The 25,426-nt window shown below is 65.0% G+C and carries 32 protein-coding genes; 28 read left to right on the forward strand and 4 right to left on the reverse strand.

The features are described 5' to 3' along the window. Window positions 1-260 precede the first annotated feature (260 nt). The gene (locus tag HAV22_RS22080) at window positions 261-1,286 is read right to left on the reverse strand and encodes a CapA family protein (RefSeq protein WP_166861927.1); all 1,026 of its coding nucleotides are present in this window, start codon (window positions 1,284-1,286) and stop codon (window positions 261-263) included. Continuing rightward, a complete protein-coding gene (locus HAV22_RS22085) occupies window positions 1,270-1,914 on the reverse strand; it encodes a dienelactone hydrolase family protein (RefSeq protein ID WP_166861928.1) in 645 nt (214 codons plus the stop codon). The genes HAV22_RS22080 and HAV22_RS22085 overlap by 17 nt, the downstream gene beginning before the upstream one ends. 343 nt (window positions 1,915-2,257) lie before the next feature. Between HAV22_RS22085 and HAV22_RS22090 the strand changes: the two genes are divergently transcribed. The 28 genes from HAV22_RS22090 to HAV22_RS22225 all read left to right on the forward strand — a co-directional run bounded on the left by HAV22_RS22090 (window position 2,258) and on the right by HAV22_RS22225 (window position 24,481). After that, window positions 2,258-3,061: an ABC transporter ATP-binding protein gene (locus tag HAV22_RS22090; RefSeq protein WP_166861929.1), complete on the forward strand. Its 804-nt coding sequence runs from the start codon at window positions 2,258-2,260 to the stop codon at window positions 3,059-3,061. Further along, window positions 3,058-3,837, forward strand: a complete 780-nt coding sequence (gene mlaE / locus HAV22_RS22095; protein ID WP_166861930.1) for a lipid asymmetry maintenance ABC transporter permease subunit MlaE — start codon at window positions 3,058-3,060, stop codon at window positions 3,835-3,837. The genes HAV22_RS22090 and mlaE overlap by 4 nt, the downstream gene beginning before the upstream one ends. A 22-nt stretch (window positions 3,838-3,859) precedes the next feature. Continuing rightward, window positions 3,860-4,333 (forward strand): outer membrane lipid asymmetry maintenance protein MlaD, encoded by a 474-nt coding sequence (mlaD, locus tag HAV22_RS22100; RefSeq protein WP_166861931.1) that lies wholly within the window; start codon window positions 3,860-3,862, stop codon window positions 4,331-4,333. Next, complete coding sequence (locus HAV22_RS22105; protein ID WP_166861932.1) at window positions 4,330-5,235, forward strand: MlaA family lipoprotein; 906 nt, start codon at window positions 4,330-4,332, stop codon at window positions 5,233-5,235. Before mlaD ends, HAV22_RS22105 begins: the two co-directional genes overlap by 4 nt. Before the next feature lie 75 nt (window positions 5,236-5,310). Further along, window positions 5,311-5,964, forward strand: coding sequence for an MlaC/ttg2D family ABC transporter substrate-binding protein (locus HAV22_RS22110; RefSeq protein WP_166861933.1), 654 nt, complete (start codon window positions 5,311-5,313; stop codon window positions 5,962-5,964). Between the two features lie 2 nt (window positions 5,965-5,966). Further along, window positions 5,967-6,242: an STAS domain-containing protein gene (locus tag HAV22_RS22115; RefSeq protein WP_166861934.1), complete on the forward strand. Its 276-nt coding sequence runs from the start codon at window positions 5,967-5,969 to the stop codon at window positions 6,240-6,242. Window positions 6,243-6,463: 221 nt separating this feature from the next. Then, the gene (locus HAV22_RS22120; protein ID WP_166861935.1) at window positions 6,464-7,381 is read left to right on the forward strand and encodes an ABC transporter ATP-binding protein; all 918 of its coding nucleotides are present in this window, start codon (window positions 6,464-6,466) and stop codon (window positions 7,379-7,381) included. Continuing rightward, the gene (locus tag HAV22_RS22125; protein ID WP_166861936.1) at window positions 7,378-8,145 is read left to right on the forward strand and encodes an ABC transporter permease; all 768 of its coding nucleotides are present in this window, start codon (window positions 7,378-7,380) and stop codon (window positions 8,143-8,145) included. Before HAV22_RS22120 ends, HAV22_RS22125 begins: the two co-directional genes overlap by 4 nt. A 6-nt stretch (window positions 8,146-8,151) precedes the next feature. Then, window positions 8,152-8,388: a BolA family protein gene (locus HAV22_RS22130; protein WP_166861937.1), complete on the forward strand. Its 237-nt coding sequence runs from the start codon at window positions 8,152-8,154 to the stop codon at window positions 8,386-8,388. Between the two features lie 3 nt (window positions 8,389-8,391). Then, window positions 8,392-9,642, forward strand: coding sequence for a UDP-N-acetylglucosamine 1-carboxyvinyltransferase (gene murA / locus HAV22_RS22135; protein WP_166861938.1), 1,251 nt, complete (start codon window positions 8,392-8,394; stop codon window positions 9,640-9,642). Between the two features lie 52 nt (window positions 9,643-9,694). Continuing rightward, the gene (gene hisG, locus HAV22_RS22140; protein WP_166861939.1) at window positions 9,695-10,369 is read left to right on the forward strand and encodes an ATP phosphoribosyltransferase; all 675 of its coding nucleotides are present in this window, start codon (window positions 9,695-9,697) and stop codon (window positions 10,367-10,369) included. A 4-nt stretch (window positions 10,370-10,373) separates the two neighbouring features. Continuing rightward, the gene (gene hisD / locus HAV22_RS22145; protein WP_166861940.1) at window positions 10,374-11,699 is read left to right on the forward strand and encodes a histidinol dehydrogenase; all 1,326 of its coding nucleotides are present in this window, start codon (window positions 10,374-10,376) and stop codon (window positions 11,697-11,699) included. Continuing rightward, the gene (locus HAV22_RS22150) at window positions 11,696-12,520 is read left to right on the forward strand and encodes a DNA-methyltransferase (RefSeq protein ID WP_166861941.1); all 825 of its coding nucleotides are present in this window, start codon (window positions 11,696-11,698) and stop codon (window positions 12,518-12,520) included. Before hisD ends, HAV22_RS22150 begins: the two co-directional genes overlap by 4 nt. Beyond that, entirely contained in the window at window positions 12,517-13,617 is a 1,101-nt protein-coding gene (gene hisC, locus HAV22_RS22155) for a histidinol-phosphate transaminase (RefSeq protein WP_166861942.1), read from the forward strand. Before HAV22_RS22150 ends, hisC begins: the two co-directional genes overlap by 4 nt. A gap of 19 nt (window positions 13,618-13,636) precedes the next feature. Then, window positions 13,637-14,227 (forward strand): imidazoleglycerol-phosphate dehydratase HisB, encoded by a 591-nt coding sequence (hisB, locus tag HAV22_RS22160; RefSeq protein WP_036233394.1) that lies wholly within the window; start codon window positions 13,637-13,639, stop codon window positions 14,225-14,227. Between the two features lie 16 nt (window positions 14,228-14,243). Continuing rightward, on the forward strand, window positions 14,244-14,882 hold the full coding sequence (gene hisH / locus HAV22_RS22165) for an imidazole glycerol phosphate synthase subunit HisH (RefSeq protein WP_166861943.1): 639 nt from the start codon (window positions 14,244-14,246) through the stop codon (window positions 14,880-14,882). A gap of 42 nt (window positions 14,883-14,924) precedes the next feature. Next, window positions 14,925-15,701, forward strand: a complete 777-nt coding sequence (gene hisA, locus HAV22_RS22170; protein WP_166861944.1) for a 1-(5-phosphoribosyl)-5-[(5-phosphoribosylamino)methylideneamino]imidazole-4-carboxamide isomerase — start codon at window positions 14,925-14,927, stop codon at window positions 15,699-15,701. Window positions 15,702-15,771: 70 nt separating this feature from the next. Further along, entirely contained in the window at window positions 15,772-16,533 is a 762-nt protein-coding gene (gene hisF / locus HAV22_RS22175) for an imidazole glycerol phosphate synthase subunit HisF (RefSeq protein WP_166861945.1), read from the forward strand. 42 nt (window positions 16,534-16,575) lie between these two features. Then, window positions 16,576-16,983, forward strand: a complete 408-nt coding sequence (gene hisI / locus HAV22_RS22180; RefSeq protein ID WP_166862018.1) for a phosphoribosyl-AMP cyclohydrolase — start codon at window positions 16,576-16,578, stop codon at window positions 16,981-16,983. Beyond that, window positions 16,983-17,324 (forward strand): phosphoribosyl-ATP diphosphatase, encoded by a 342-nt coding sequence (locus HAV22_RS22185; RefSeq protein WP_091664832.1) that lies wholly within the window; start codon window positions 16,983-16,985, stop codon window positions 17,322-17,324. Before hisI ends, HAV22_RS22185 begins: the two co-directional genes overlap by 1 nt. Window positions 17,325-17,340: 16 nt before the next feature. After that, window positions 17,341-17,715: a histidine triad nucleotide-binding protein gene (locus HAV22_RS22190; RefSeq protein ID WP_166861946.1), complete on the forward strand. Its 375-nt coding sequence runs from the start codon at window positions 17,341-17,343 to the stop codon at window positions 17,713-17,715. Between the two features lie 97 nt (window positions 17,716-17,812). After that, complete coding sequence (gene tatA, locus HAV22_RS22195) at window positions 17,813-18,052, forward strand: Sec-independent protein translocase subunit TatA (RefSeq protein ID WP_166861947.1); 240 nt, start codon at window positions 17,813-17,815, stop codon at window positions 18,050-18,052. 18 nt (window positions 18,053-18,070) lie between these two features. Continuing rightward, entirely contained in the window at window positions 18,071-18,577 is a 507-nt protein-coding gene (gene tatB / locus HAV22_RS22200; protein ID WP_166861948.1) for a Sec-independent protein translocase protein TatB, read from the forward strand. 36 nt (window positions 18,578-18,613) lie between these two features. Continuing rightward, on the forward strand, window positions 18,614-19,369 hold the full coding sequence (gene tatC / locus HAV22_RS22205) for a twin-arginine translocase subunit TatC (RefSeq protein ID WP_166861949.1): 756 nt from the start codon (window positions 18,614-18,616) through the stop codon (window positions 19,367-19,369). 358 nt (window positions 19,370-19,727) lie between these two features. Beyond that, window positions 19,728-19,937, forward strand: coding sequence for a hypothetical protein (locus tag HAV22_RS30890; protein WP_208296315.1), 210 nt, complete (start codon window positions 19,728-19,730; stop codon window positions 19,935-19,937). Between the two features lie 121 nt (window positions 19,938-20,058). Next, a complete protein-coding gene (locus tag HAV22_RS22215) occupies window positions 20,059-21,015 on the forward strand; it encodes a hypothetical protein (RefSeq protein ID WP_166861950.1) in 957 nt (318 codons plus the stop codon). Further along, window positions 21,015-22,328, forward strand: coding sequence for an HlyD family secretion protein (locus tag HAV22_RS22220; RefSeq protein ID WP_208296316.1), 1,314 nt, complete (start codon window positions 21,015-21,017; stop codon window positions 22,326-22,328). The genes HAV22_RS22215 and HAV22_RS22220 overlap by 1 nt, the downstream gene beginning before the upstream one ends. Beyond that, window positions 22,325-24,481, forward strand: coding sequence for a peptidase domain-containing ABC transporter (locus HAV22_RS22225; protein ID WP_208296317.1), 2,157 nt, complete (start codon window positions 22,325-22,327; stop codon window positions 24,479-24,481). Before HAV22_RS22220 ends, HAV22_RS22225 begins: the two co-directional genes overlap by 4 nt. Window positions 24,482-24,557: 76 nt before the next feature. On the opposite strand, the gene HAV22_RS22230 is transcribed toward HAV22_RS22225, so the two are convergent. Together HAV22_RS22230 and HAV22_RS22235 are read right to left on the reverse strand one after the other, a co-directional pair. Further along, complete coding sequence (locus tag HAV22_RS22230) at window positions 24,558-24,875, reverse strand: hypothetical protein (RefSeq protein WP_166861952.1); 318 nt, start codon at window positions 24,873-24,875, stop codon at window positions 24,558-24,560. Window positions 24,876-24,986: 111 nt separating this feature from the next. Next, complete coding sequence (locus HAV22_RS22235) at window positions 24,987-25,268, reverse strand: hypothetical protein (protein ID WP_166861953.1); 282 nt, start codon at window positions 25,266-25,268, stop codon at window positions 24,987-24,989. Window positions 25,269-25,426: the final 158 nt, after the last annotated feature.

Here is a 25,426-nt window from a genome sequence, read left to right on the forward strand (position 1 = left end):
TTATCTTTCCCGTGGAGCGGTGGGCTTGGTAACGGATCCGGTCGGACAATTGCGTGGCGATCGTCCCCGTATCGTTCCTGTCGAAGCCGGCGTCTATTTTCCGCGGTATGTCTTTGTCGTGATCGGACTTGTCGTACTTATCGCAGCGGTGATATCGAAGCGCTGCAGCCTGCAGAGTTTTACCCGGCATCTGCCTATATCTAAAGTCCTGAAAACAATTAATTATCAACGCCTTATATAAGACATCAGGCGTAGCTAACTCACTCATGTGGCGTGGCGGCGTCCCGCTCGACGACGAGCACGTCGCCCTCCATCTGCGCCTCCGTACCGAGATCGCGACACAGCGCCCGCATGCGCGCATAGATCCACGTGCGCTGCGTGTGATCGGCCGGCACCGCACGGCCGCGCCGGATGAACACGGGGTGCAGCACGATGCGTCGCAGGCCGTCGTCGCCCAGCTCCACCTCGAACAGCAACTGATGATCGTTGCGCAGCTCCGGATCGATGGCGTAGTCGTCGACGAGGTCGCCGCACGCGTACAGGATCGGGCAGTCGCGGTACAGCTCGACGCCGTGGAAGATGTGCGCGCTGTGGCCGTAGACGATCTTCCAGCCCATGTCGATGGCGGCATACGCGAGGCGGCGCAGGTGCGGGCTCGGTGCCGTCACCATGTTCGGTCCCCAGTGCAGCGACAGGATCGTCCAGCGCACGCCCGCCGCACGCAGGGCCGCGAGCGCGCGCGCGAACGCGTCCATGGCGGCCGGCTCGTCGTGCAGGTCGAGCCAGGCGATGCCGGGACGGTCGTCGGTGGCGGCGAAATCGTCCTGGTGGTCGCAAAACGCCGCCATGCCGACCAATACCTCGCCGCAGGGCACGATGGCCGGCGCCAGCGCCTGCCCCAGGTCCGCGCCCGCGCCCGTGTGGGCGATGCCGTGCAAGTCCAGGATGCGCACCGTGTCCGCCAGGCCTTGCACGTCGTAGTCGAGGCTGTGATTGTTTGCCAGGCTGACGAGGCGGATGCCGGCGTCGGATAGCGCCTGTCCTCCGTCCGGCGGTCCCGCGAAATAATAGGCCTTGGGTGCGCCATGCCAGCGGTTCGTGGCGTCAGTGAGTGCACACTCCAAGTTGGCGACGGCGAGGTCGGCGGACCGCAGCAGTGGCGCCACGCCCTCCAGCGGCGCGTGCGTGCCTGAGCCCTGCATGACGTCGCGCACGTGCCGTCCCAGCATGACGTCCCCACCGAACATGAGGCGCAGCGGCGGCGCCACGTCAGCCGCCCGCGACATAGCCGGCGAACCAGTCGGCCGCGAGGCGCGCCACCTCGTCCAGCGTGCCCGGCTCCTCGAACAGGTGCGTGGCGCCGGGGACGATCGCCAGCCGCTTCACGCAACCGAGCTCCGCGTACGCCTGCTCGTTCAGCGCGATGACGGGCTCGTCGGCGCCGCCCACGATCAGCAATGTGGGCGCCTCGACGGCGCGCAAGGCATCGACGCCGGCCAGGTCGGGCCGCCCGCCGCGCGACACGACGGCCGCGACGCGTACAGCCGGATCGGCCGCCAATTGCAGTGCGGCGGCCGCGCCCGTGCTGGCGCCGAACAGGCCCAGCGGGAGCGCCAACGTCGCGTCCTGCGCGGCCAGCCAGGCGGCGGCCGCGCGCAGGCGGCGCGTCAGCAGGGAAATGTCGAAGCGGTTGTGGACATTGCTGTCCTCGTCCGGCGTGAGCAGGTCCAGCAGGACGGTGCCGAAGCCTGCGTCGCGCAGCACGCGCGCCACGTGGTTGTTGCGCGGACTGAGCCGGCTGCTGCCGCTGCCGTGCGCGAACAGCACGACGCCTGCGGCATCATGGGGCAGTTCCAGCATGCCTTCCATCGTCGCCGTGCCGGCGGCCACGTGGACCAGGGCTGTCGTCGTCATCGTTGCCTCCCGTGCGGATTGGACCGACGCCGCCGGCGCGGGTTCGCCGGAATGCTTACGATACGCGCATGCGACGGTCTCTGGAAGGCCCGGATCGACGCGCGCCTGGCGCAGTCCGAAAGATGGGTTTCCGCACGGCATTTGTTACGGTAATTTAATGATGCGCAACAATGTGCGTATGCATAAGTTAGTAAAAACAAGCACTTATGTCAGAAAATATCTGACCCGAAATTTAGTAATGTTGTAATATCACGTCGATAACTTGTCCGGAATTGGACCGTGTCCTGCAGGCCTTGCCGTTTCTGCACTACAATACGGGATTCTCCAAATACCAATATTCACTGTGTCCAACCTCGTCGAAATCCGCGACCTGCATTTTTCGTATGGCGATCGCCCGATCCTGCAGAACCTGAGCATGGACTTCCCGCGCGGCAAACTGATTGCCGTGATGGGCGGTTCGGGTTCGGGCAAGACGACGGTGTTGCGCCTGATCGGCGGGCAGATCAAGCCGCAGCGCGGCACCGTCGCGGTGAACGGCGAGATCGTGAACCAGCTCGACACGGACGGCTTGTACCGCCTGCGCCGCAAGATGGGCATGCTGTTCCAGTTCGGCGCCCTGTTCACCGACCTCACCGTGTTCGAGAACGTGGCGTTCCCGCTGCGCGAACACACGTCGCTGCCGGAAGAACTGATCCGCGACCTCGTGCTGATGCGCCTCAATGCCGTCGGCCTGCGCAACGCGGCCGGGCTGAAGCCGAACGAGATCTCGGGCGGCATGGCGCGCCGCGTGGCACTCGCGCGCGCCGTCGCGCTCGACCCCGCGCTGATCATGTACGACGAGCCGTTCGCCGGCCTCGACCCGATCTCGATGGGCGTCACGGCCAACCTGATCCGCAACCTGAACGACGCGCTCGGCTCGACGTCGATCGTGGTGTCCCACGACGTACACGAAACCTTCATGATTGCCGACTATGTGTACTTCCTGTCCGCCGGCAAGATCGTCGCCGCGGGCACGCCGGACGAGATGCGCCGCTCGAGCGATCCGTACGTCAAGCAGTTCGTGAACGCGGAGCCGGACGGGCCCGTGCCGTTCCACTATCCCGGCAAATCGCTCGCCGAAGACCTGGGCCTGGGAGGCCAGCGATGACCAATGTCCTCGGCTTCATCGGCGGCTTCGTGCTCGACACCGTCGCGCGCGTGGGCGTCGTCACGCGCTCGTTTTTCAAGCTGCTTGGACGCATGCCTGGCGCGTTGAAGCGCCCGGCCCTGATTTCGGAACAGATCCATTTCATCGGCAATTATTCGCTGCTGATCATCGCCGTATCCGGCATGTTCGTCGGCATGGTTCTTGGATTGCAGTTTTATTACAACCTGACTGAATTCGGAGCCGAAGGAAAGCTCGGCCAACTGGTAGGGCTGTCGCTGTTGCGCGAGCTTGGCCCTGTTGTGACGGCCCTGCTGTTTGCCGGCCGCGCCGGCACGTCCCTTACGGCGGAAATCGGCTTGATGAAGGCGGGCGAACAATTGACAGCCATGGAGATGATGGCTGTCAACCCGCTCCAGCGCGTGCTCGCGCCACGTTTGATGGCAGGTATGGTTGCCATGCCGGTGCTGGCTATTGTGTTTTCTGCGATTGGCGTGGCCGGTGGCTACTTGGTTGGCGTGCAATTGCTCGGCCTCGACGAAGGCGCGTTCTGGTCGCAGATGCAGGCGAACATCGACGTGCGCCGCGATATTTTGAATGGGGTGATCAAGAGCTTCGTGTTCGGCATGGCCGTGACGTTCACGGCGCTGTTCCAGGGCTATGAAGCCCAGCCGACGCCGGAAGGCGTGTCGCGCGCCACCACGCGGACCGTCGTCATCGCGTCGCTGATGGTGCTCGGGCTGGACTTCATCATGACCGCCTTGATGTTCAACAAGTAATCTGAAAAGTTGGGAAAAACTTATGCATCGTAAATCCATTGACGTCTGGGTCGGCCTTTTTGTCTTGTTGGGTGCGTTATCGCTCCTTTTCCTGGCGCTCAAAGCCGGTAACATGAGCTCGATCTCGTTCAGCAAGACGTATTCGATCACGGGCCGGTTCGACAACATCGGCGGCCTGAAGCCCCAGTCCCCCGTCAAGAGCGCGGGCGTGGTCGTGGGCCGCGTGGGCGAGATCTCGTTCGACGACAAGACCTTCCAGGCCCTCGTCCGCCTCGATCTGAATCCTGCTTACAAGTTTCCGAAGGACAGCTCCCTGAAGATCCTGACCTCGGGTCTGCTGGGCGAGCAATACATCGGCCTCGAGGCCGGTGGCGATACGAACAACCTCGTCGACGGCGACCGCATCACGCGGACGCAATCGGCGGCAGTGCTCGAAGACTTGATCAATCAATTTATTTACAGCAAAGCAGCCGACGGAAAGGACAGTAGCAAATGACGAACCGTAATGACACCGCCGCGCCGCGCACCCGCACTGGCCTGGCGCTGGCACTCGGTGCAGCCGTATTGCTGAGCGGCTGCGCGACGACCGCCAATCCCAAGGACCCGTTCGAGAAGTTCAACCGTGCCATGTTCAGCTTTAACGACACGGTCGACCGTGTCGCTCTGAAGCCGGCCGCCACCGCCTACAAGAACGTCACGCCCGGTTTCGTGCAAACCGGTGTGAACAATTTCTTCGGTAACTTGACGGACCTGTGGAGCTCGCTGAACAATTTCGCCCAGTTGAAGGCGGAAGACGGCTTCAACGATTTCATGCGTTTTGCCGTGAACTCGACGCTGGGCATCGTCGGCGTGCTGGACATCGCCACCCCGGCCGGCCTGCGCAAGCATAACGAAGACCTCGGCCAGACCCTCGGTTATTGGGGCGTGCCGAGCGGTCCCTACTTGATGTTGCCGCTGCTGGGCCCATCTACGGTGCGCGACACGGTCGCCTTGCCGGGTGACTGGTGGGGCGACTCGTGGACCCACGTGAACGACATTCCGTGGCGCAATGGTGGCGTCGCCCTGCGTGCAGTCGACCAGCGCGCCAGCGTGCTGGATGCATCGAATCTGCTCGAAGACGCCGCCCTCGACCGTTACGAATTCATCCGTGACGGCTATATGCAGCGCCGCAGCAGCAAGGTGCTCGATACCGACAAGGCACAGGAACGTGCCGACAAAGTCCATGAAAAGCTGGAGAAGGTCCAGGAGAAAGTCGAAGCCAAGCTGGGCGTGAAGCTGGGACCGAAGGAAGTTCCGGAAGACAACGGTGACACGGCCGCACCGGCGCCCGCCGAAGGTTCGGCACCGAATAATCCGCCGACGCCGGCACCCGTGTCATCCGAACCGGCCCGGAAATAGTTAACTACGGTACAGCCAGGCTGTCCGCGCACCCCGCGGGACCGCTTGGTCAGCCCAATCAGATAAAGGAAGCGTATGAAGCCCATCGCACAATTGATCGTGACCGCCGCCGCCGTGGCCTTTTCCACGAGCGTGATCGCTGCCCCGGCCGCAGCAACCAATGAAGCACCGGACGTCCTCGTCAAGCGCGTCAGCACCGACGTCATCGACAGCGTCAAGGCCGACAAGGACATCCAGGCCGGCAACACCAAGAAAATCATGGATCTGGTCAACAGCAAGATCCTGCCGTACGTCGATTCGGAAAAGATGACCTCGCAGGCCGCCGGCCGCTTCTGGCGCCAGGCGACGCCGGACCAGCAGAAGCAGCTGGCGGAAGAATTCCGCACGCTGCTCGTGTACACGTACGCCGGTGCGCTGTCGCAGATCAAGAACGAAACGATCGAGTTCAAGCCGTTCCGCGGCCAACCGGGCGATTCGGAAGTCGAAGTGAAATCGCAGGTCAACCTGACCCGCGGCGAGCCGATCACCCTGAACTACCGCCTGTCCAAGGGCGCGCAGGGCTGGAAGATCTTCGACCTGAACGTCATGGGCGCCTGGCTGGTCGAGACCTACAAGAGCACCTTCGCTTCGGAAATCAGCAAGGGCGGCATCGACGGCCTGATCAAGAAGCTGCACGACCGCAACGAGCAGCTGGCCAACAAGCCGCTCAACAAGGCCCCGCAGAAGTAAGCATGGCGGAAGCGAACCCCATGCTCTCGCTCGAAGCCCTGACGTTCGACAACGCGCAAGCGGCGTTGGCGCAGGGCTGCGCGGCCGTGACGGCCGGCGAAACCGTGTTCGACCTCGGCGGCGTCAAGGCCGCCGATTCCTCGGCCCTGGCCCTCATGCTGGCCTGGCAGCGCCGCGCGCAGGAGCAGGGGCGCAGCGTCAAGTTCGTCAATGTGCCGGCCAACGTGGATGCGCTGGCCAAGTTGTACGGCGTCGACGGCCTGCTCGGCCGCGCATAATTTCCCGTCATCCGATACGTCACGCGTGGGCACGGGGTGCCCACCCTACGCGCTGAATTCCCGGCGTCCGCGTGGGCACGGGGTGCCCACCCTACCGGGGCCACGCGTAACGCACGCGGTCCATCCGACGCCATTCGATGGCCTGCCCGGCTTGACATGGCGTTTTCTTCTATAATGGCCCGTTTCCCCCGCATGGTCCCGGCCCGCCGGATCCCCAACGCATGACAGCAGCCATCCAGATCGACAGTGTCGAGAAAAGCTACAAGGGCTTCAAGGCCCTCAAGGGCGTTTCACTGAATATCGAGCAAGGCGAATTCTTCGGCCTCCTCGGCCCGAACGGCGCCGGCAAGACCACCCTGATTTCGACGATCGCCGGCCTCATTCGCCCGGACGTCGGCAGCGTGCGCATCCACGGCCATGACGTCGTCAAGGATTTCCGCGACGCGCGCATGAAGCTGGGCGTCGTGCCGCAGGAACTCGTGTTCGACCCGTTCTTCACCGTGCGCGAAACCTTGCGCCTGCAATCGGGCTACTTCGGCCTGAAGAACAACGACAAGTGGATCGACGAGGTCATGGAAAACCTCGACCTCACCCCGAAGGCCGACGTCAACATGCGCGCGCTGTCCGGCGGGATGAAGCGCCGCGTGCTCGTCGCGCAGGCCCTCGTGCACAAGCCGCCCGTGATCGTGCTGGACGAACCGACGGCCGGTGTCGACGTCGAACTGCGCCAGACCTTGTGGAAGTTCATCTCGCGCCTGAACCGCGAAGGCCACACGGTCGTCCTGACGACGCACTACCTGGAAGAAGCGCAGGCCATGTGCCAGCGCGTCGCGATGCTCAAGACGGGCAACGTCGTCGCGCTGGACACCATGTCGCAGCTGCTGCGCCGCGTGTCCGGCTCGTCGCTCGTCGTGCACCTGAAGCATGGCGGCTTGCCGGAAGGCCTGCGCCACCTCGTCGCGCACGATGAACACAACGACGGCAACAAATACACCTTGCGCGTGAACGAGTACGGCGAAGTGGAAGGCATCCTCGCGCGCCTGCGCGAATCGGGCGCGGAGATCGACGAGATGCAGTTGCAGCAGGCCGACCTGGAAGACATTTTTATCCAGATCATGGAAGGGAGCCCCGTACGATGAACTTGTTTTCCGTCGGGTTTCGCACCCTGTTTTTCAAGGAGATCCTGCGCTTCTGGAAGGTCGCCACGCAGACCATCGCGGCGCCCGTCGTCAGCGCGATGCTGTATCTGCTGATTTTCGGCCACGTGCTCGATGGCCGCGTGGAGATGCTGGATGGCGTCAGCTACACGTCGTTCCTCGTCCCCGGCCTCGTGATGATGAGCGTGCTGCAGAACGCGTTCGCCAACTCGTCGTCGTCCCTGATCCAGTCGAAAATCACGGGCAATCTCGTGTTCATCCTGCTGCCGCCGCTGTCGCACGTGGAGATTTTGTCCGCGTACGTGGTGGCGTCCGTCGTGCGCGGCCTTGCGGTCGGCTTCGGCGTGTTCGTCATCACGGCGTGGTTTGCCCACCTGTCGTTCGTGGCGCCGCTGTGGATCGTCGTGTTCGCGCTGCTGGGCGCCGGCATCCTGGGTACGCTCGGCGTCATCGCCGGCATCTGGGCGGAAAAATTCGACCAGCTGGCCGCATTCCAGAACTTTTTGATCACGCCTGCAACATTTTTGGCCGGTGTGTTCTATTCCATTAAGAAACTTCCGCCATTCTGGTTGGCAGTCTCGCATTTCAACCCGTTCTTTTATATGATTGACGGGTTCCGCTATGGTTTCTTTGGCCAGTCCGACGTGTCGCCCTGGACCAGCCTGGCCATCGTCGCCGTCTTCTTCGTGGCCTTGGCCGCTATCGCAATCAATCTGCTTCGCCGCGGCTACAAGCTGCGTCACTGACAAAACATGGTTACTACACCCGAACTGATCCACGGCTACATCCAGAAAGGCCTGGAGTGCACCCACCTCGAAGTGGAGGGCGACGGGCAGCATTTCAGCGCCGTCATCGTCTCGCCCGCGTTCGCGGGCAAGAGCCGCATCCAGCGCCACCAGATCGTCTATGGCGCCCTGGGCGACCGCATGCGTGAGGAAATCCACGCGCTGTCCATGAAGACGCTGACCCCTGACGAGTACCAAGGATAATCGATGGACAAGCTCCAGATCGTCGGCGGCAAGCGCCTGAACGGTGACATTCCCATCTCGGGCGCGAAGAACGCGGCCCTTCCGATCCTGTGCGCGGGCCTGCTGACGGGCGGCGACCTCGCCCTGTCGAACGTGCCCCGCCTGCACGACGTGCGCACGATGCTGCGCCTGCTCGAGCAGACCGGTTTGAAAGTCACGCAGGACGACGAGAACGTCGTGCTGAACGGCTCCGCCATCAACACCCTCGTCGCACCTTATGAACTGGTAAAGACGATGCGCGCGTCGATCCTCGTGCTGGGCCCGATGCTGGCGCGCTTCGGCGAAGCCAAGGTGTCGCTGCCGGGCGGCTGCGCGATCGGTTCGCGTCCCGTCGACCAGCACATCAAGGGCCTGCGCCAGATGGGCGCCGACATCACGATCGAAGGCGGCTACATCCACGCGAAAGCGGCCCGCCTGAAGGGCGCCCGCATCCACACGGACATGATCACCGTGACCGGGACCGAGAACCTGCTGATGGCCGCCACGCTGGCCGAGGGCGAGACGATCCTGGAAAACGCCGCGCGCGAGCCGGAAGTGACGGACCTGGCGAACATGCTCGTCGCGATGGGCGCGAAGATCGACGGCATCGGCACCGACCGCCTCGTGGTGCAGGGCGTCGATGGCCTGCACGGCACCGAGCACTCGGTGATTTCCGACCGCATCGAAGCGGTCACGTTCCTGTGCGCCGTCGCGGCGACGGGCGGCGACATCCGCATCACGCGCACCCGCACCGACATCTTCGACGTCGCCATCGACAAGCTGCGCGAGATGGGCGTCCAACTGACCGTGGAAGGCGACAGCATCCGCGCGCGCATGGACGGCCGCCCGCAGCCCGTGTCGTTCCGCACGACGGAATACCCCGGCTTCCCGACCGACATGCAGGCCCAGTTCATGGCCGTGAACACGATCGCGAACGGGGCAAGCAAAGTCACCGAGACCATCTTCGAAAACCGCTTCATGCACGTGCAGGAAATGAACCGCCTGGGCGCGCAGATCTCCACCGAGGGCAACACCGCGTTCATCAAGGGCGTCGACCGCCTCGTGGGCGCGCCCGTGATGGCGACCGACCTGCGCGCATCGGCCTCGCTCGTGATCGCCGGCCTGGCCGCCGAGGGCACGACCCTCGTCGACCGCATCTATCACCTCGATCGCGGCTACGACCGGATGGAGGCGAAGCTGTCGGCGGTGGGCGCGGACATCATTCGCATCAAATAAAGCAGCGCGGGCCGGCCCGTGAACGGGGCCGGCGCGCCGGAACGACATTCTCATGAACGACACTACTCGGGACAGCTCGCAGCTGATCCTCGCCCTCTCGAAGGGCCGCATCTTCGACGACACCCTGCCGCTGCTGGCCGCGGCCGGCATCGAGGTCCTGGAAAATCCGGAAACCTCGCGCAAGCTGATCCTCGCCACCAACGACCCCGGCATCCGCGTGCTGATCGTCCGCGCCACCGACGTGCCGACGTACGTCCAGCATGGCGCCGCCGACTTCGGCGTCGCGGGCAAGGACGTGCTGCTGGAGCATGGCGGCGAAGGCCTGTACCAGCCGATCGATTTGAAGATCGCGTGCTGCCGCATGTCCGTGGCCGTCAACGCCGGCTTCGACTACGACAACGCCGTGCGCCAGGGCGCGCGCCTGCGCGTCGCGACGAAGTTCGTGCACACGGCACGCGAGCACTTCGCGAAGAAGGGCGTGCACGTCGACCTGATCAAGCTGTACGGCTCGATGGAGCTGGCGCCGCTGGTCGGCCTGTCGGATGCCATCGTCGACGTCGTGTCGACCGGGGGCACGCTGCGCGCCAACAACCTGGTCGAAGTGGAAAAGATCATGGAGATCTCGTCGCGCCTCGTCGTCAACCAGGCCGCGCTGAAACTCAAGCGCGAGCGCCTGCAACCGATCCTCGACGCGTTCGAACGCGCGTCCAAGCAGCAGCAATGCTAACGATATGACCATCACGATCCGCAAACTCGATTCCACCGCCGCCGACTTCCAGCAGACCCTGTCCACGCTGCTCGCGTTCGAAGCCGAGACCGACGACGCCATCGAATCTGCCGTCGCGAGGATCCTCGGCGACGTGAAGGCGCGCGGCGACGCCGCCGTGCTGGAATACACGAACAAGTTCGATCGGCTGCCGAACGGCGGCGCCACGAGCATGGCCGCCCTCGACATCGGCAAGGCCGAGCTGGATGAAGCGCTGGCATCGCTGCCGGAAGCCCAGCGCGCCGCGCTGCAGACGGCGGCTGACCGCATCCGCGTCTTCCACGAACGCCAGAAGCAGGAACTGAACGGTTTTACTTACACGGAGCCGGACGGCACCGTGCTGGGCCAGCGCGTCACGCCGCTGGACCGCGTGGGCATCTACGTCCCGGGCGGCAAGGCCGCGTATCCGTCGTCGGTGCTGATGAACGCGATCCCTGCCCGCGTCGCGGGCGTGCAGGAAATCGTGATGGTCGTGCCGACGCCGGATGGCGTCAAGAACCGCATGGTGCTGGCGGCCGCCGCGATCGCTGGAGTGACCCGCGTGATCACGATCGGCGGCGCGCAAGCCGTCGGCGCGCTCGCGTACGGCACGGCGACGATTCCGCCGGTCGATAAGATCGTCGGCCCGGGCAATGCGTACGTCGCCGCCGCCAAGCGCCGCGTGTTCGGCGTCGTCGGCATCGACATGATTGCGGGCCCGTCGGAAATCCTCGTGCTGTGCGACGGCACGACGGACCCGGACTGGGTCGCGATGGACCTGTTCTCGCAGGCCGAGCACGACGAACTGGCGCAGGCGATCCTGCTGTGCCCCGATGCCGACTACATCGCGCAGGTGGAAGCAAGCATTCATAAACTGCTGCCGACGATGCCGCGCAAGGACACGATCGCCACGTCGATGACGGACCGCGGCGCATTGATCAAGGTGCGCGACATGGATGAGGCGTGCGCCATCGCGAATGCCATCGCGGCAGAGCACCTGGAGATCTCGGCCGAGGATCCGCTCAAGTGGGCGGACAAGATTCGCCACGCGGGCGCGATGTTCCTGGGTCGCTTCTCGTCCGAGTCGCTGGGCGACTATTGCTGCGGCCCGAACCACGTGCTGCCGACGTCGCGCACGGCGCGCTTCTCGTCGCCGCTGGGCGTGTACGACTTCCAGAAGCGCTCGTCGATTTTGTTCGTGTCGCAGGCCGGCGCGCAAACATTGGGCCGTGTCGCGGCCGAACTCGCGTACGGCGAGGGCTTGCAAGCGCACGCGCGCAGCGCAGAGCTCAGGATCGACTCGACATCATGACGGCCTGGCTCGATCAGGTCTTCTGCGAGGATGCGCTGGCCGGCATGGCGCGCATCCCCGATGGCAGCATCGACCTGATCCTGACGGACCCGCCGTATAATCTCGGCAAGGATTACGGCAACGGCTCGGACCAGCAGAGCAGCGAGGACTACCTCGCATGGACCGAGCGCTGGATCGATGTCGCGCTGCCGAAACTGAAGGACAACGGCAGCCTGTACATCTTTCTCACCTGGCGCTTCGCGCCGGAGATCTTCGTCATGCTCAAGCGGCGCATGACGATGATGAACGAGATCATCTGGGACCGCCGCGTCCCCTCGATGGGGGGCAGCACTCGAAGCTTTACCTCGGTGCACGACACCATCGGCTTCTTCGTGAAGCGCAAGGATTATTATTTCGACTTGGACTCCGTACGTATCCCGTACGACGCCGAGACGAAGAAGGCGCGATCGCGCTCGATCTTCGTGGGCGCCAAGTGGCTGGAAGTGGGTTACAACCCGAAGGACCTGTGGAGCGTGTCGCGGCTGCATCGCGAACATGCGGAACGGGTCGACCATCCGACCCAGAAGCCGCTCGAGATCATCGAGCGCATGCTCAAGGCGTCATGTCCGCCGGGCGGCGTCGTGCTCGACCCGTTCATGGGCAGCGGCACGACGGCACTGGCCGCGCAACGCCTTGGCCGGCATTTCACCGGCTTCGAACTGAACCCCGCCTACTGCGCGACCATCGCGGAACGCTTGTCCGCCCCCGCGCAGCCGGCCACCAGGAAACAACGCAAGAGCGTCCGTATCGACGCCGCCACCGAAGGAGTGAACCAGGAATGAGCAGGACCAACATCGACAATCTCATCGCCAACACGATCCGCGAAGACGTCCGGTCCGGCCATGGCTACACCGTCCCGGATTCGAGCGGCTACATCAAGCTGGACGCGATGGAAAACCCGTACCAGCTGCCCGAGCCGCTGCGCGCGGAACTGGCCCAGCGCCTGGCGGACGCCGTCCTGAACCGCTACCCGCTCGCATCGTACTCGACGCTGAAGGCAAAGATCCGCACCACGCTGGGCGTGCCGGCCGGCTACGACGTCATCCTCGGCAACGGTTCCGACGAGATCATCTCCATCCTGTGCATGGCGTGCTCCCGTCAGGACAAAAGAGCCGTCGTGATGGCGCCGACGCCCGCGTTCGTGATGTTCCAGCGCTCCGCCCAGTTTGCCGGCATGGACTACGTCGGCGTGCCGCTGAAGAGCGATTTCTCGCTGGACCTCCCCGCCATGCTGGCCGCGATCGCCAAGCACAAGCCGTCTCTTGTCTTCCTCGCGTACCCCAACAACCCGACCGGCAACCTGTACGACGAGGCCGACATGGTCGCCATCATCGATGCGCTGGGCGAGGACGGCATCGTCGTCGCGGACGAGGCGTATCACCCATTCGCCCGCACGAGCTTCATGGACAAGCTGCCGCAGTACCCGAACCTCGTCGTGATGCGTACGCTGTCCAAGCTGGGCCTGGCCGGCATCCGCCTCGGGTATATGTCCGCCGCGCCCGCGCTGCTGGACCAGTTCGACAAGGTGAGGCCGCCGTACAACGTCAACGTGCTGACCCAGGTGGCGGCGGAATTCGCACTCGACCATGTCGATGTGCTGGACGAGCAGGCCGCCCGCCTGAACGAGGCGCGTACGGAACTGGCTGCTGCCATGGCCGCGCTGCCGGGCGTGACGGTGTTCCCGTCCAGTGCCAATTTCATCACCGTGCGCGTGCCGGATGCCGACAAGACGTGCGCAAAACTGTTCGCGGAACGGGTGTTGATTAAAAATTTGAGTAGAATGCATGAATTGCTGGCCAATTGCATCCGTGTGACGGTCAGCACCCCGGAAGAAAACTCCGTATTCCTGAATGCCCTGAAGGCTTCGCTGCAAGCCTGATACCGCCGAGCACCTAGCAATGACCCGCACCGCAGAAATCACGCGCAACACGAGCGAGACGCAGATCCGCGTCGCGCTCAACCTGGACGGCACCGGCCGCCAGAAACTCAATACCGGGGTGCCTTTCCTCGACCACATGCTGGACCAGATTGCCCGCCACGGCCTGATCGACCTCGAAGTCGAGGCCGTCGGCGACCTGCACATCGACGACCACCACACCGTCGAGGACACCGGCATCACGCTGGGCATGGCCGTGGCCAAGGCCATCGGCGACAAGAAGGGTATCCGCCGCTACGGCCATGCCTACGTGCCGCTGGACGAGGCGCTGTCGCGCGTCGTCATCGATTTTTCCGGCCGTCCGGGCCTGGAATGGCATGTGCCGTTCACGCGCGCGACGATCGGCCGCTTCGACGTCGACCTGACGATCGAGTTCTTCCGCGGCTTCGTCAACCACGCCGGCGTGACGCTGCACGTGGATAACCTGCGCGGCGTGAACGCCCACCACCAGTGCGAGACCGTGTTCAAGGCATTCGGCCGCGCGCTGCGCATGGCGTCCGAGCTGGATGCGCGCGCCGCGGGCACGATCCCGTCGACCAAGGGCAGCCTGTAACGCGACGGAAGAAAGAATGACGAACAAGATTGTTGTGATCGATGGCGTGGGCAACCTGCGCTCGGTGGCGCAGGCGCTGCGCGCCGTGGCGCCGGAAGCCGACGTGCGGATCTCGAACGACCCGGCCGTGATCGACGCGGCCGACCGCGTCGTGCTGCCGGGCCAGGGTGCGATGCGCGACTGCATGCAGAGCCTGCGCGACTCCGGCGCCGAGGAAGCGCTGCTGCGCGCCACGAAGACCAAGCCCGTGATGGGCGTGTGCGTGGGCGAGCAGATGCTGTTCGAGATGAGCGAGGAGGGCAACGCGCCGGGCCTCGGCCTGTTGCCCGGCAAGGTGGTGCGCTTCCAGCTCGACGGCAAGCTGCAGGCCGACGGTTCGCGCTTCAAGGTGCCGCAGATGGGCTGGAACCGCGTGCGCCAGTCGCGCGCGCACCCGTTGTGGAACGGCGTGGCCGACAACAGCTACTTCTATTTCGTGCACAGCTATTTTGCCGTGCCGGAGGACGCGGGGCACACGATCGGGGAAACCGACTATGGCGCGCCGTACTGCTGTGCCGTCGCGAAGGACAACATCGTCGCGACCCAGTTCCACCCTGAGAAGAGCGCCACCGCTGGCTTGCAACTGTACAAGAACTTCGTTCACTGGAACCCGTAATTTCCGCCGTCAATCCGGCCATTAACCTAATCGATACCGACCATGCTGCTGATCCCCGCCATCGACCTGAAAGACGGTCACTGCGTTCGCCTGAAACAAGGCGATATGGACCTCGCCACCGTGTTTTCCGAAGATCCCGCCGAGATGGCGCTGCACTGGCTGAAGAAGGGTGCGCGTCGCCTGCACCTGGTCGATCTGAACGGTGCGTTCGCGGGCAAACCGAAGAACGAAGAGGCGATCAAGTCGATCCTGCGCGTCGTGCAGGACTACGCCACCGAGAATGAGCTGGACGAGATCCCCGTCCAGCTGGGCGGCGGCATCCGCGACCTCGACACCATCGAGCGCTACCTGGACGACGGCATCACCTACATCATCGTCGGCACGGCCGCGGTGAAGAACCCGGGCTTCCTGCACGACGCCTGCGGCGCCTTCCCCGGCAGCATCATCGTCGGCCTGGACGCCAAGGACGGCAAGGTCGCGACGGACGGCTGGAGCAAGATGTCCGGCCACGAAGTCATCGACCTCGCGCAGAAATTCGAAGGCTACGGCGTCGAATCGATCGTCTACACCGACATCGGCCGCGACGGCATGATGGGCGGCGTGAACATCGAAGCGACCGTGCGCCTGGCGCAGGCCGTGCGCATCCCGATCATCGCCTCCGGCGGCCTGCACAACCTGGCCGACGTGGAAGCACTGTGCGCCGTGCAGGACGAGGGCATCGAAGGCGTGATCTGCGGCCGCTCGATCTACGAAGGCACGCTCGACCTGGCCAGCGCGCAGGAACGCGCGGACGAACTGACCGAGGGCGCGCAGGCGTAATTTTTCGCCCGCGCCCACGCCGCCGTCACCGCTCGCGCCGTGGCGGCGGCCGAATATCGCAAAGACTCATATGCTCACAAAACGCATCATCCCCTGCCTGGACGTCACCGGCGGCCGCGTCGTCAAGGGCGTCAACTTTACCGAGCTGCGCGACGCCGGCGACCCGGTCGAGATCGCGCGCCGCTACAACGAGCAGGGCGCCGACGAAATCACCTTCCTCGACATCACGGCGTCCAGCGACGGCCGCGACCTGATCCTGCCGATCATCGAAGCGGTGGCATCGACCGTGTTCATCCCGCTGACCGTGGGCGGCGGCGTGCGCAAGGTCGAGGACGTGCGCCGTCTGCTGAACGCCGGCGCCGACAAGGTGTCGATGAACACGTCGGCCGTGACCAACCCGCAGCTCGTGTACGACGCGTCGCAGAAGCACGGCTCGCAATGCATCGTCGTCGCCATCGACGCCAAGCAGGTCGCGCCCGGCAAATGGGAAGTCTTCACGCACGGCGGCCGCAACGCGACGGGCCTCGACGCCGTCGAATGGGCGCGCAAGATGGAAAGCCTGGGCGCCGGCGAACTGCTGCTGACCAGCATGGACCGCGACGGCACCAAGTCCGGCTTCGACCTGGGCCTGACGCGCGCCGTCTCGGACGCCGTGGGCATCTCGGTGATCGCATCCGGCGGCGTGGGCGGCTTGCAGGACCTGGCCGACGGCGTGCTGAAAGGCCATGCCGACGCCGTGCTCGCCGCGAGCATCTTCCACTACGGGCAGCACACGGTCGGCGAAGCGAAGCGCTTCATGGCCGAACGCGGCATCCCGATGCGCCTCGACTGATTGATGGAACCGACGACCATGGTGACCCCGACCACCCCTCCGATGATCCCTGCCCAGCCCTGGCTCAAGAAAATCCAGTGGGACGAGCACGGCCTCGTGCCGGTGATCGCCCAGGAAGCGGGCTCCGGCGACATCCTGATGTTCGCGTGGATGAACCGCGAAGCCCTGGCGAAGACCGTGGAACTGGGCGAGGCCGTGTACTGGAGCCGCTCGCGCAAGAAGCTGTGGCACAAGGGCGAAGAGTCCGGCCACGTGCAGAAAGTGCTGGAAATCCGCCTCGACTGCGATGAAGACGTCGTGCTGCTGAAGGTCGAGCAGGCCGGCGGCATCGCCTGCCACACGGGCCGCCATTCCTGCTTCTTCCAGAAGTTCGGCGACGGCGACTGGCACAGCGTCGAACCCGTCCTGCAGGACCCGGACACGATTTATACGAACCCGAAGAAAAAATAATGAGCACGCAACTGGAACGCCTCGCGGCCGTCATCGAATCCCGCAAGCCGGCCAACGGCGGCGATCCTGCCGCCTCGTACGTGGCCAAGCTGTTCGCCAAGGGCGACGACGCCATCCTGAAAAAGATCGGCGAGGAAGCCGTCGAGACCGTGATGGCCGCCAAGGACGTGCGCGCCGGCGCGGACGCCTCCAAGCTGCTGTACGAAACGGCCGACCTGTGGTTCCATTCGATCGTCCTGCTGGCACAGTTCGGCCTCACGCCGCAGCAGGTGCTCGACGAACTGGCGCGGCGCGAAGGCATTTCCGGCATCGAAGAAAAAGCGTCGCGCCCCAAAGACTGAGACCTGGAGAGTAGACATGGATAACTGCATCTTCTGCAAGATTGCCGCCAAGCAGATCCCGGCCAGCGTGGTCTACGAGGACGACGAGCTGCTCGCGTTCAAGGACATCAATCCGGCTGCGCCCGTGCACTTGCTCGTGATCCCGAAGCAGCACGTGGCCACGCTGTCCGATTGCACGGACGACCACACGGAAATCCTCGGCAAGATGCTGGCGCTGGCGCCGAAGCTGGCGTCGGAGCACGGCATTGCCGTGAAGACCGGTCCGGACGGCCAGCGCAGCGGCGGCTACAAGACGCTGTTCAACGTCGGGCCGGACGGCGGGCAGGAGGTGTACCACCTGCACCTGCACGTGTACGGCGGCCCGCGCCCGTGGCGCGGGCTCGGTACGTAATTCCCCAAAGGAAAGAGGGCATTCTCGTCCTGCATGGCTTATACTGGCGTGGCTTTGGCTTACGCTGATCGGGTTAGCGCCCGGCAAGGAGAATACAATGGGTTCGATGAGTATCTGGCACTGGCTGATCGTGCTGGTCGTGGTGGTGGTCGTGTTCGGTACGGGCAAGCTGCGCAATGCAGGCTCGGACCTGGGCAAGGCCGTCAAGGGTTTCAAGGATGGCGTGAAGGGCGAGGAAGACAAGGCCCCGGGCAGCCAGTCCACCGTGCAGCCGCCCCAACAGGTGGCCGACAAGTCGACCATCGACGTCGACGCGCGCGAAAAGACCCGTCACTAAGCCCGCCGCTGACCCCGCATGATCGACCTCGGTCTTACCAAACTCGCCATCATCGGCGCGGTGGCGCTGGTCGTGATTGGCCCCGAGAAATTGCCTAAGGTGGCGCGCATGGCCGGCACGCTGTACGGCCGCGCCCAGCGCTACCTGCACGAGGTGAAATCCGAGGTCTCGCGCGAGATCGAGATGGAAGAATTGCGCAATCTGCACAAGGACATCCAGGACAGCGCGCAAAGCTTCAAGTCCGAGGTCGAGACGTTCAAGTCCGATGTCGAGAACACGGTGTCGGGGCACATGAACGAGGTCGAATCCGCCTGGCGCGGCGACACGGCCGTCATGCCCACGACGGCATCCACGGACGACATCGAGCGCAAGGCGCGCGACTTCCGCCGCAAGAAACTGGCGAAGACGTCGAACGTGCCGGCGTGGTTCAAGAACCGCCAGGGCACGCGCCAGCACGTGCTGTCGGGCGCCGCGCGCGTGCGCAAGTTCCGTCCCGGCGCCACTTCCACTACCAAATTTTTCTGATGATGGTCGCCCCCGGGCGCCACACCCTTGCGCCACATGACTGAAGAATCCGCGGGCGAAGAAACCTTCATCTCCCACCTGGTCGAGCTGCGCGACCGCCTGATCAAGGCGACGTACGGCATCGTCCTCGCATGCATCGTGCTCATGGTGTGGCCGGGCCCGGCGCGCATCTACGATTTCCTCGCCGCCCCGATGCTCGCGGCGCTGCCGGCAGGCTCCAAGATGATCGCCACGGGCGTTGTGTCGCCTTTCCTCGTGCCGATGAAGATCACCCTGCTGATCGCCTTCATCGTCGCGCTGCCGTGGGTGTTCTATCAGGTCTGGGCGTTCGTCGCGCCCGGGCTGTACGCGCACGAAAAACGGCTCGTGCTGCCGCTCGTGATCTCGTCGTCGGTCCTGTTCATCGCGGGCGTGGCGTTCTGCTATTTCTTCGTGTTCGGCCGCGTGTTCCATTTCATCGGCAACTTCTCGCCGAATTCCATCGCCGTGATGCCCGACATCGAGAATTACCTCGATTTCGTGATGTCGATGTGCCTCGCGTTCGGCGCCACGTTCGAGGTGCCCGTGGTCGTCGTGATCCTCGTGCGGATGGGCATCGTCAGCGTCGAGAAGCTGCGCTCGATCCGCCCGTACGCCATCGTCGGCGCGTTCGTGATCGCCGCCGTCGTCACGCCGCCGGACGCCGTCAGCCAGCTGGCGCTGGCGATTCCGATGTGCCTGCTGTTCGAGCTGGGCCTCATCATGGCGCCGATCTTCGTGCGCGTGTCGCAGGCGCCGGAAGAGCACGCCTGAGCGCTTCGGCGGCCGGTTCAGATTACCGGCTGTCCAATAAGAAAAGGGGCCAGCGGCCCCTTTTTCTTTTTTTACGTGCTGCGATCAGCCCTTGCGCTTGCGGCGCGACAGTGCCAGGCCGGTCAGGCCCAGCCCGACCAGGGGCAGCGACATGTCGGCACACGGGTTGCCCGCGGTTTAATTCCTATTTGCAATGATATTTCTCAACGTAAATTTGCGACTCCATTGAGCTAACGCCAGGGTTGGATTTGCCCCGTTTCAAACTGCGGGTCCGCGAGCCGCCTAGCATGGATTCCCGGGTACCGGCTGCGGCCGATACCCGGGGGCGTCTTGCCCGGTTTTCATCATGGAGAACATCATGCGCAAACTGAAGAGCAACGAACTGCAACACGTCTACGGCGGCTGTAACTCGGGCGGCGGTGGCAGCGGTGGCAGCGGCGGCAGCGGCCACAAACACAGCCACAGCCACAATCACAGCCACAGCCATAACCATAGCCACAGCCACAATCACAGCCACAGCCACAATCACAGCCACAGCGGCGGTGGCGGTGGCGGCTGCGGCTGCTGATCCGGTTCGCCCGTCCGGCCTGAACAGGCCGGTACGAACGCGGCGTGCGCCGGGACGGTCGTCAGCGACGCTCCCGGCGCCGGTCCGCACGTTGTGTGTTCACTCGAGCAGGAGTCCCACCATGAAACGAGAATCCGCCCCCGCTGCCGCCATCGCCTCGCTGGAGCAAGCGCCGCACCACGAAGCCTGGCTGCTCGGCCAAGCGCCCATGCGCAAATACCTCGATTTCGTCGGTGACGTCGGTGTGCCCGGCCTGAACGGCGCGCGTCCCGATCTCGTGCGCGAATGGACGGCTGCCGAGCTGGTCTACGAGGAACTGGAGCGCAGCGAGGCCGGCAGCGCCGACCACCCTGCGTGCCCGCCGCTCGACCCCGCGCTCGAGCCGCTGGTCGAACAAGTGCTGGCGAGCCCGCGCTACACGCGCACGTTCGACAGCCTGCCGACCAGTGTCCGGATGGTCGACCTGGCCCGCCTGGTCGTCTGCCAGAACCACGTCACGCAGACGTTCGTCGACGGCATCCGCGCGCGCCTCGGGCCGGACCCCGACCCCGTCACGTTATTCCACTGCTGCCTGCCGCTGGACGCGGGCACGAGCCCGGTCGAGATCCGCACGATGGGATCGAAGCGCTATCAATTCCGCTCGCCGTCCACCGATTTCCGCTTCCACGAATCGGTGATGCTGCGCGAGGACCAGCTGAGCGGTCACGAGGCGTTCGGCGCGATCGCCGGCGCGCTCGGCCTGGTCGTCGGATTCAGCTGCAATTTCATGAATGCCGTATGCGACGCCGACAGCGGGCGCCTGCTGCTGCACAACGGCTACCACCGCGCTTGCGCGCTGCTCGCGCTGGGCGTGCGCTATGCGCCGTGCGTCGTGCAGACCGTCGGCTCGCGCGACGAGCTCGACATCGTCGCCAAGCCGGTCGTCGCCAACGATCCCGGCTACTTCTTCAACGCGCCGCGCCCGCCCTTGCTCAAGGATTTCCTTGAGCCGCGCGTCTGCAAACAGGTGCCGATCAAGCGCATGGTGCGCGTCATCGAACTCAGTTACGAAGTGCGCGACTACTTCATGGAAGCATGATGGACGGCTCGGGGGGCGGGTACGGCCGGGACGACGACGCGGCGCTGCCGCTGTTCCGGCCCCAGTTGTTGCAGGAACGGCAGACGCAGTGGCTGGGCACCGTCCTGCTCAAGCCGCGCCCGATGCACGTCGGGTTCGCCGCCCTCGCGGCGCTGACGGTGGCCGCCATCGTCAGTGCGCTGTGCCTGGCCAGCTACACGAGCAAGGCGCGCGTATCCGGCTGGCTCATGCCGGCACAGGGCATGGTGCGCGTGTTCGCGCCGCGTGCGGCAGTGGCGACCCGCGTCTTCGTGCGCGAGGGCGACACGGTCGCGCAGGGTCAGCCGCTGGTGGGGCTGTCGGCCGAGGAACGCAGCGCGGCCCTGGGCGACACGCAGGCGCGCGTGGCGCGCGAACTCGAGGCCCAGCGCGACAGCCTGAGCGCGGAAGGGCAGCGCAGCGACCAGTTGCTGCGCCAGCAGCGCGCCAACCTGGCCGGGCGCGTGGCGGCCGTGCGCCAGGAGGAGCACGGCATGGAGCAGGAAATCGCACTGCAGAAGACGCGGACCGAAATGGCGCGCCAATGGGAGACGCGGCTGCGCGACTTGCAGAAGATCGGCTTCGTGCTCGAACAGCAGGTGCGCGGCGCGGCCGAAGATACGGTCGAACAGACCGCGCGCGGCCAGACGCTGGAGCGCAACCTGATCACCCTGGGGCGCGAGCGTGCCGCCCTCGAGGGCGAATTGAAGGACATCCCGGTGCGCATGGCGGCGCAGGAGGAGACGGTCAAGCGCGGCCTGGCCGCGACAGCGCGCGACCTGGCCGAAACCGAGGCGAGGCGCGCCCTGACGATTCCGGCACCGCAGGCCGGCACCGTGACCGCGATCCACGCCACGCCAGGGGCCGCCGCGCATCCCGAGATACCGCTGCTGTCGATCGTGCCGCAGGGCGCGCGCCTCCAGGCGCACCTGTATGCGCCCAGCCGCGCGGTCGGCTTCGTGCGTGCGGGGCAGGGCGTCCTGCTGCGCTATCGGGCCTACCCGTACCAGAAGTTCGGCCACTATCGCGGCACCATCGCGAGCGTGTCGCGCAGCGTGATCGAGCCGTCCGAACTGCCGCCCGGGTTCGCGTCCGGCACCGCATCGGGAGGGGGCGCCGAGCCACTGTACCGGATCGTCGTCGACCTCGAGCGCCAGGACGTGACGGCCTACGGCAAGGCGGTGCCGCTGCAGCCCGGCATGCAGCTCGACGCCGACATCCTGCTCGACCGCCGCCGCTTGTACGAATGGGTACTCGACCCCTTGTTCACGCTGACCGGGAGCTGGCACCGATGACACAGACCGACTACGGCGCCATGCTGGGCACGCGCCTGCCCCTGATCCTGCAGACCGAGGCGGCCGAATGCGGCCTGGCGTGCCTCGCGATGGTCGCGTGCTGGCACGGCGGCGACACCGGCCTGTCGGCGTTGCGACGCCGTTTCGGCCTGTCGCTGCGCGGCGCGTCGCTCAAGGACCTCGTCGAGATCGCCGGCCATATCGGCTTCGCCGCACGCCCGCTGCGCCTGGAGCCGGACGAGCTGCCGCTGTTGTCCACGCCCTGCATCCTGCACTGGGACCTGAGCCACTTCGTCGTGCTCAAGCGCGCGGGCGCGGGCGCCGTCGTGATCCACGACCCCGCCTTCGGCGTGCGCCGCCTGTCGCGCGCCGAGGCGCAGCGCCATTTCACGGGCGTCGCGCTGGAACTGAGCCCGGCCCGGCCGTTCGTGCCGCCCGACCCGGAGCCGCGCCTGCGCGTGCGCGCGCTGTTCGGCCGCATCGTCGGTGTCAAGCGCTCGCTGCTGCTGCTGGCGGCGATGGCGCTGGCCATCGAGACGCTGGGCGTCACGACACCGTTCTTCATGCAGTGGATCGTCGACGAAGCGCTGGTGAGCGCCGACCACGACCTGCTGCTCACGCTCGCCTGCGCGCTGCTGTTCATGCTGATGCTGCGCGTGGCGATCAACGCGATGCGCGGCATTACCCTGATCGCGATCTCCAGCACGATCAAGGTGGCGGGACGGGGCGGCCTGTTCGGGCACCTCGTTCGGCTGCCGGCCCGCTACTTCGAGAGTCGCCACCTGGGCGACGTCATGTCACGCTTCGGCGCCCAGGAAACCATCCTGCAGGCGCTCACCACGGACCTCGTGGAGATCATGCTGGACGGCCTGATGTCGGCGGTGACGCTGGCCGCGATGCTGTGCTACGCCCCGGGCCTGGCCGGCATCGTGCTGGCGGGCGGCCTGCTGTACGCGCTCGTGCGCGCGCTGTCGTACTCGTCCCTGCGCAATGCCCAGGCCGAGTCCATCGTCTGGGGCGCGCGGCGCGACAGCCACTTCCTGGAAACCTTGCGCGGCATGAAGACCATCAAGCTGTTCAACGCGCAGGCATCGCGCCAGACGCACTGGGTCAACCTGCTCGTGCAGACGGTGAACCGGCAGGTGACGACGCAGCGGCTGGGCGTGATGTTCCGCGCCGTAAACGGGGGGCTGATCGGCGTGGTCGGCGTGCTGGTGATCTGGCTGGGTGCCGAACGCGCGCTGGCCAACGAGTTCTCCGTCGGGATGCTGCTGGCCTTCATCAGCTACAAGGACCAGTTCCTGTCCCGGATCAGCGCCCTGATCGACAAGGCGCTCGACCTGTGCATGTTGCGCCTGCACGCCGAGCGCCTCGCCGACATCGCGCTGACACCGGCGGAACCGGACGACGCGCCGCACACCGGGCCGCAATGCGGCGGGCCGCTGGCCATCGCACTGCGCGGCCTGCGTTTCCGCTACGGTGCCAGCGATCCGTGGATCCTGGACGGGATCGACCTGGACATCGGGCCGGGCGAATCGGTGGCGATCGTCGGCCCGTCCGGCTGCGGCAAGACAACGTTGCTGCGCCTGCTGGCCAGCCTGCTCGAACCGACCGCGGGCGAGATCGTCGTCGACGGGCGCCCGCTGGCGCCCGGCGCGGCCGGCCGTTACCGGGCGCTGATCGGCGTCGTGCTGCAGGACGACCAGTTGTTCGCCGGTTCCATCGCCGACAACATCAGCTTTTTTGCCGACGCGCCCGACCAGGAGCGCATCGAAGCCTGCGCGCGCAAGGCGGCCGTGCTGGATGACGTGCGCGCGATGCCGATGGGTTTTCACACGCTGATCGGCGACATGGGGACCGTGCTGTCTGGCGGCCAGAAGCAGCGTGTCCTGATCGCGCGGGCGCTGTACCGCGAGCCCGGCCTGCTGCTGCTGGATGAGGCCACCAGCCACCTGGACCTGGCGCGCGAACGTTCCGTCAACATCGCGGTCGCGCAACTGCCGATGACGCGCATCGTCGTGGCGCACCGGCGCGAGACGATTCTTGCGGCCGACCGCATCATCGTGCTGGAGAAGGGGAAAATCGCAGCCGACCTGCGCGGGCCGAACGGCCGCGCGCATTTTCTCGCGATGAGCGCCGCGGCGCTGGAGTAGTCCGCCGCCGGACTATCCCGGCTGGCATGGAACGCTGCGCCGATGGGCTGCCTGCTCGGGAGGAGTCAATTCAGCGTCAAGTCGGTGGAAGATAGAACTTCCAACATTCCGACGGCTTGCTGACGTAACGCCACTCGACGATCTGCTCACGTGAGTCGACCACAAAGGAATAAGAGCACCCTGGCGGGACGACCTCGAACACATATTCCTTCAAACCTTGCAGGTCGCGCACTGCCACGAGATGGCCGCACGCTTCGTATCTGCCCGGGGAGATAGAAAAATCGCAGGCCACATGCAGGTAACTTCCAACGCGCGCAGAATGCCCGCGTTCGAACTGCCCTTTTCGATCTCGCATCAATTCCTGTGTGGTCGCGATTGCGGGCACGATGAGCACGGCGCCGCATCCATGCAGGCAGAGGAGTAGTCCGATCAACCAGAGACGTGCACGCGGCATATAGGGAAGTCACCGTTTATTTTTTATGGATGAGCAGCCTGATAAGACGAGCTAATTGTGCAGGAACGTTGTCGAAATTATGCAGAGCATACCGCCGCCGAAAGTCAACCAAATGCAGAGGCGTGGGAAGTCGGATAGTCTGCTTCGACCAGCTTTGTAATAGGAAGGATTTAAAATGGCACCGGCTCCGATCATCGACAACCCCGCCACACCGACTAAGTCCCGAAGGGAACTCGCGCGGTCAAGCTCTGCGAGGGCGCCCAGCAAAAAAATCAACGCCAGCATCACGCCAAGTAATCGTTGTTTTAATGGCAGCGCTGACCAGTTCAGCATTCACTGCTCCTCAATGGATTGGTTATAGCGACAAATCGACCGCTTTTGCTTCTGGCCGCATCCAGCCGTTCAACCGAGCATAGCATCCTGCTGAGCCACAATAGTCACACAATGTCGCGAACGGTGGCGGGAGACCCAGCAGAGATAACGCATGCTGC

This window comes from Telluria antibiotica (assembly GCF_011682055.1).
In the GTDB taxonomy this organism is placed as follows: Bacteria; Pseudomonadota; Gammaproteobacteria; order Burkholderiales; family Burkholderiaceae_D; genus Telluria; species Telluria antibiotica.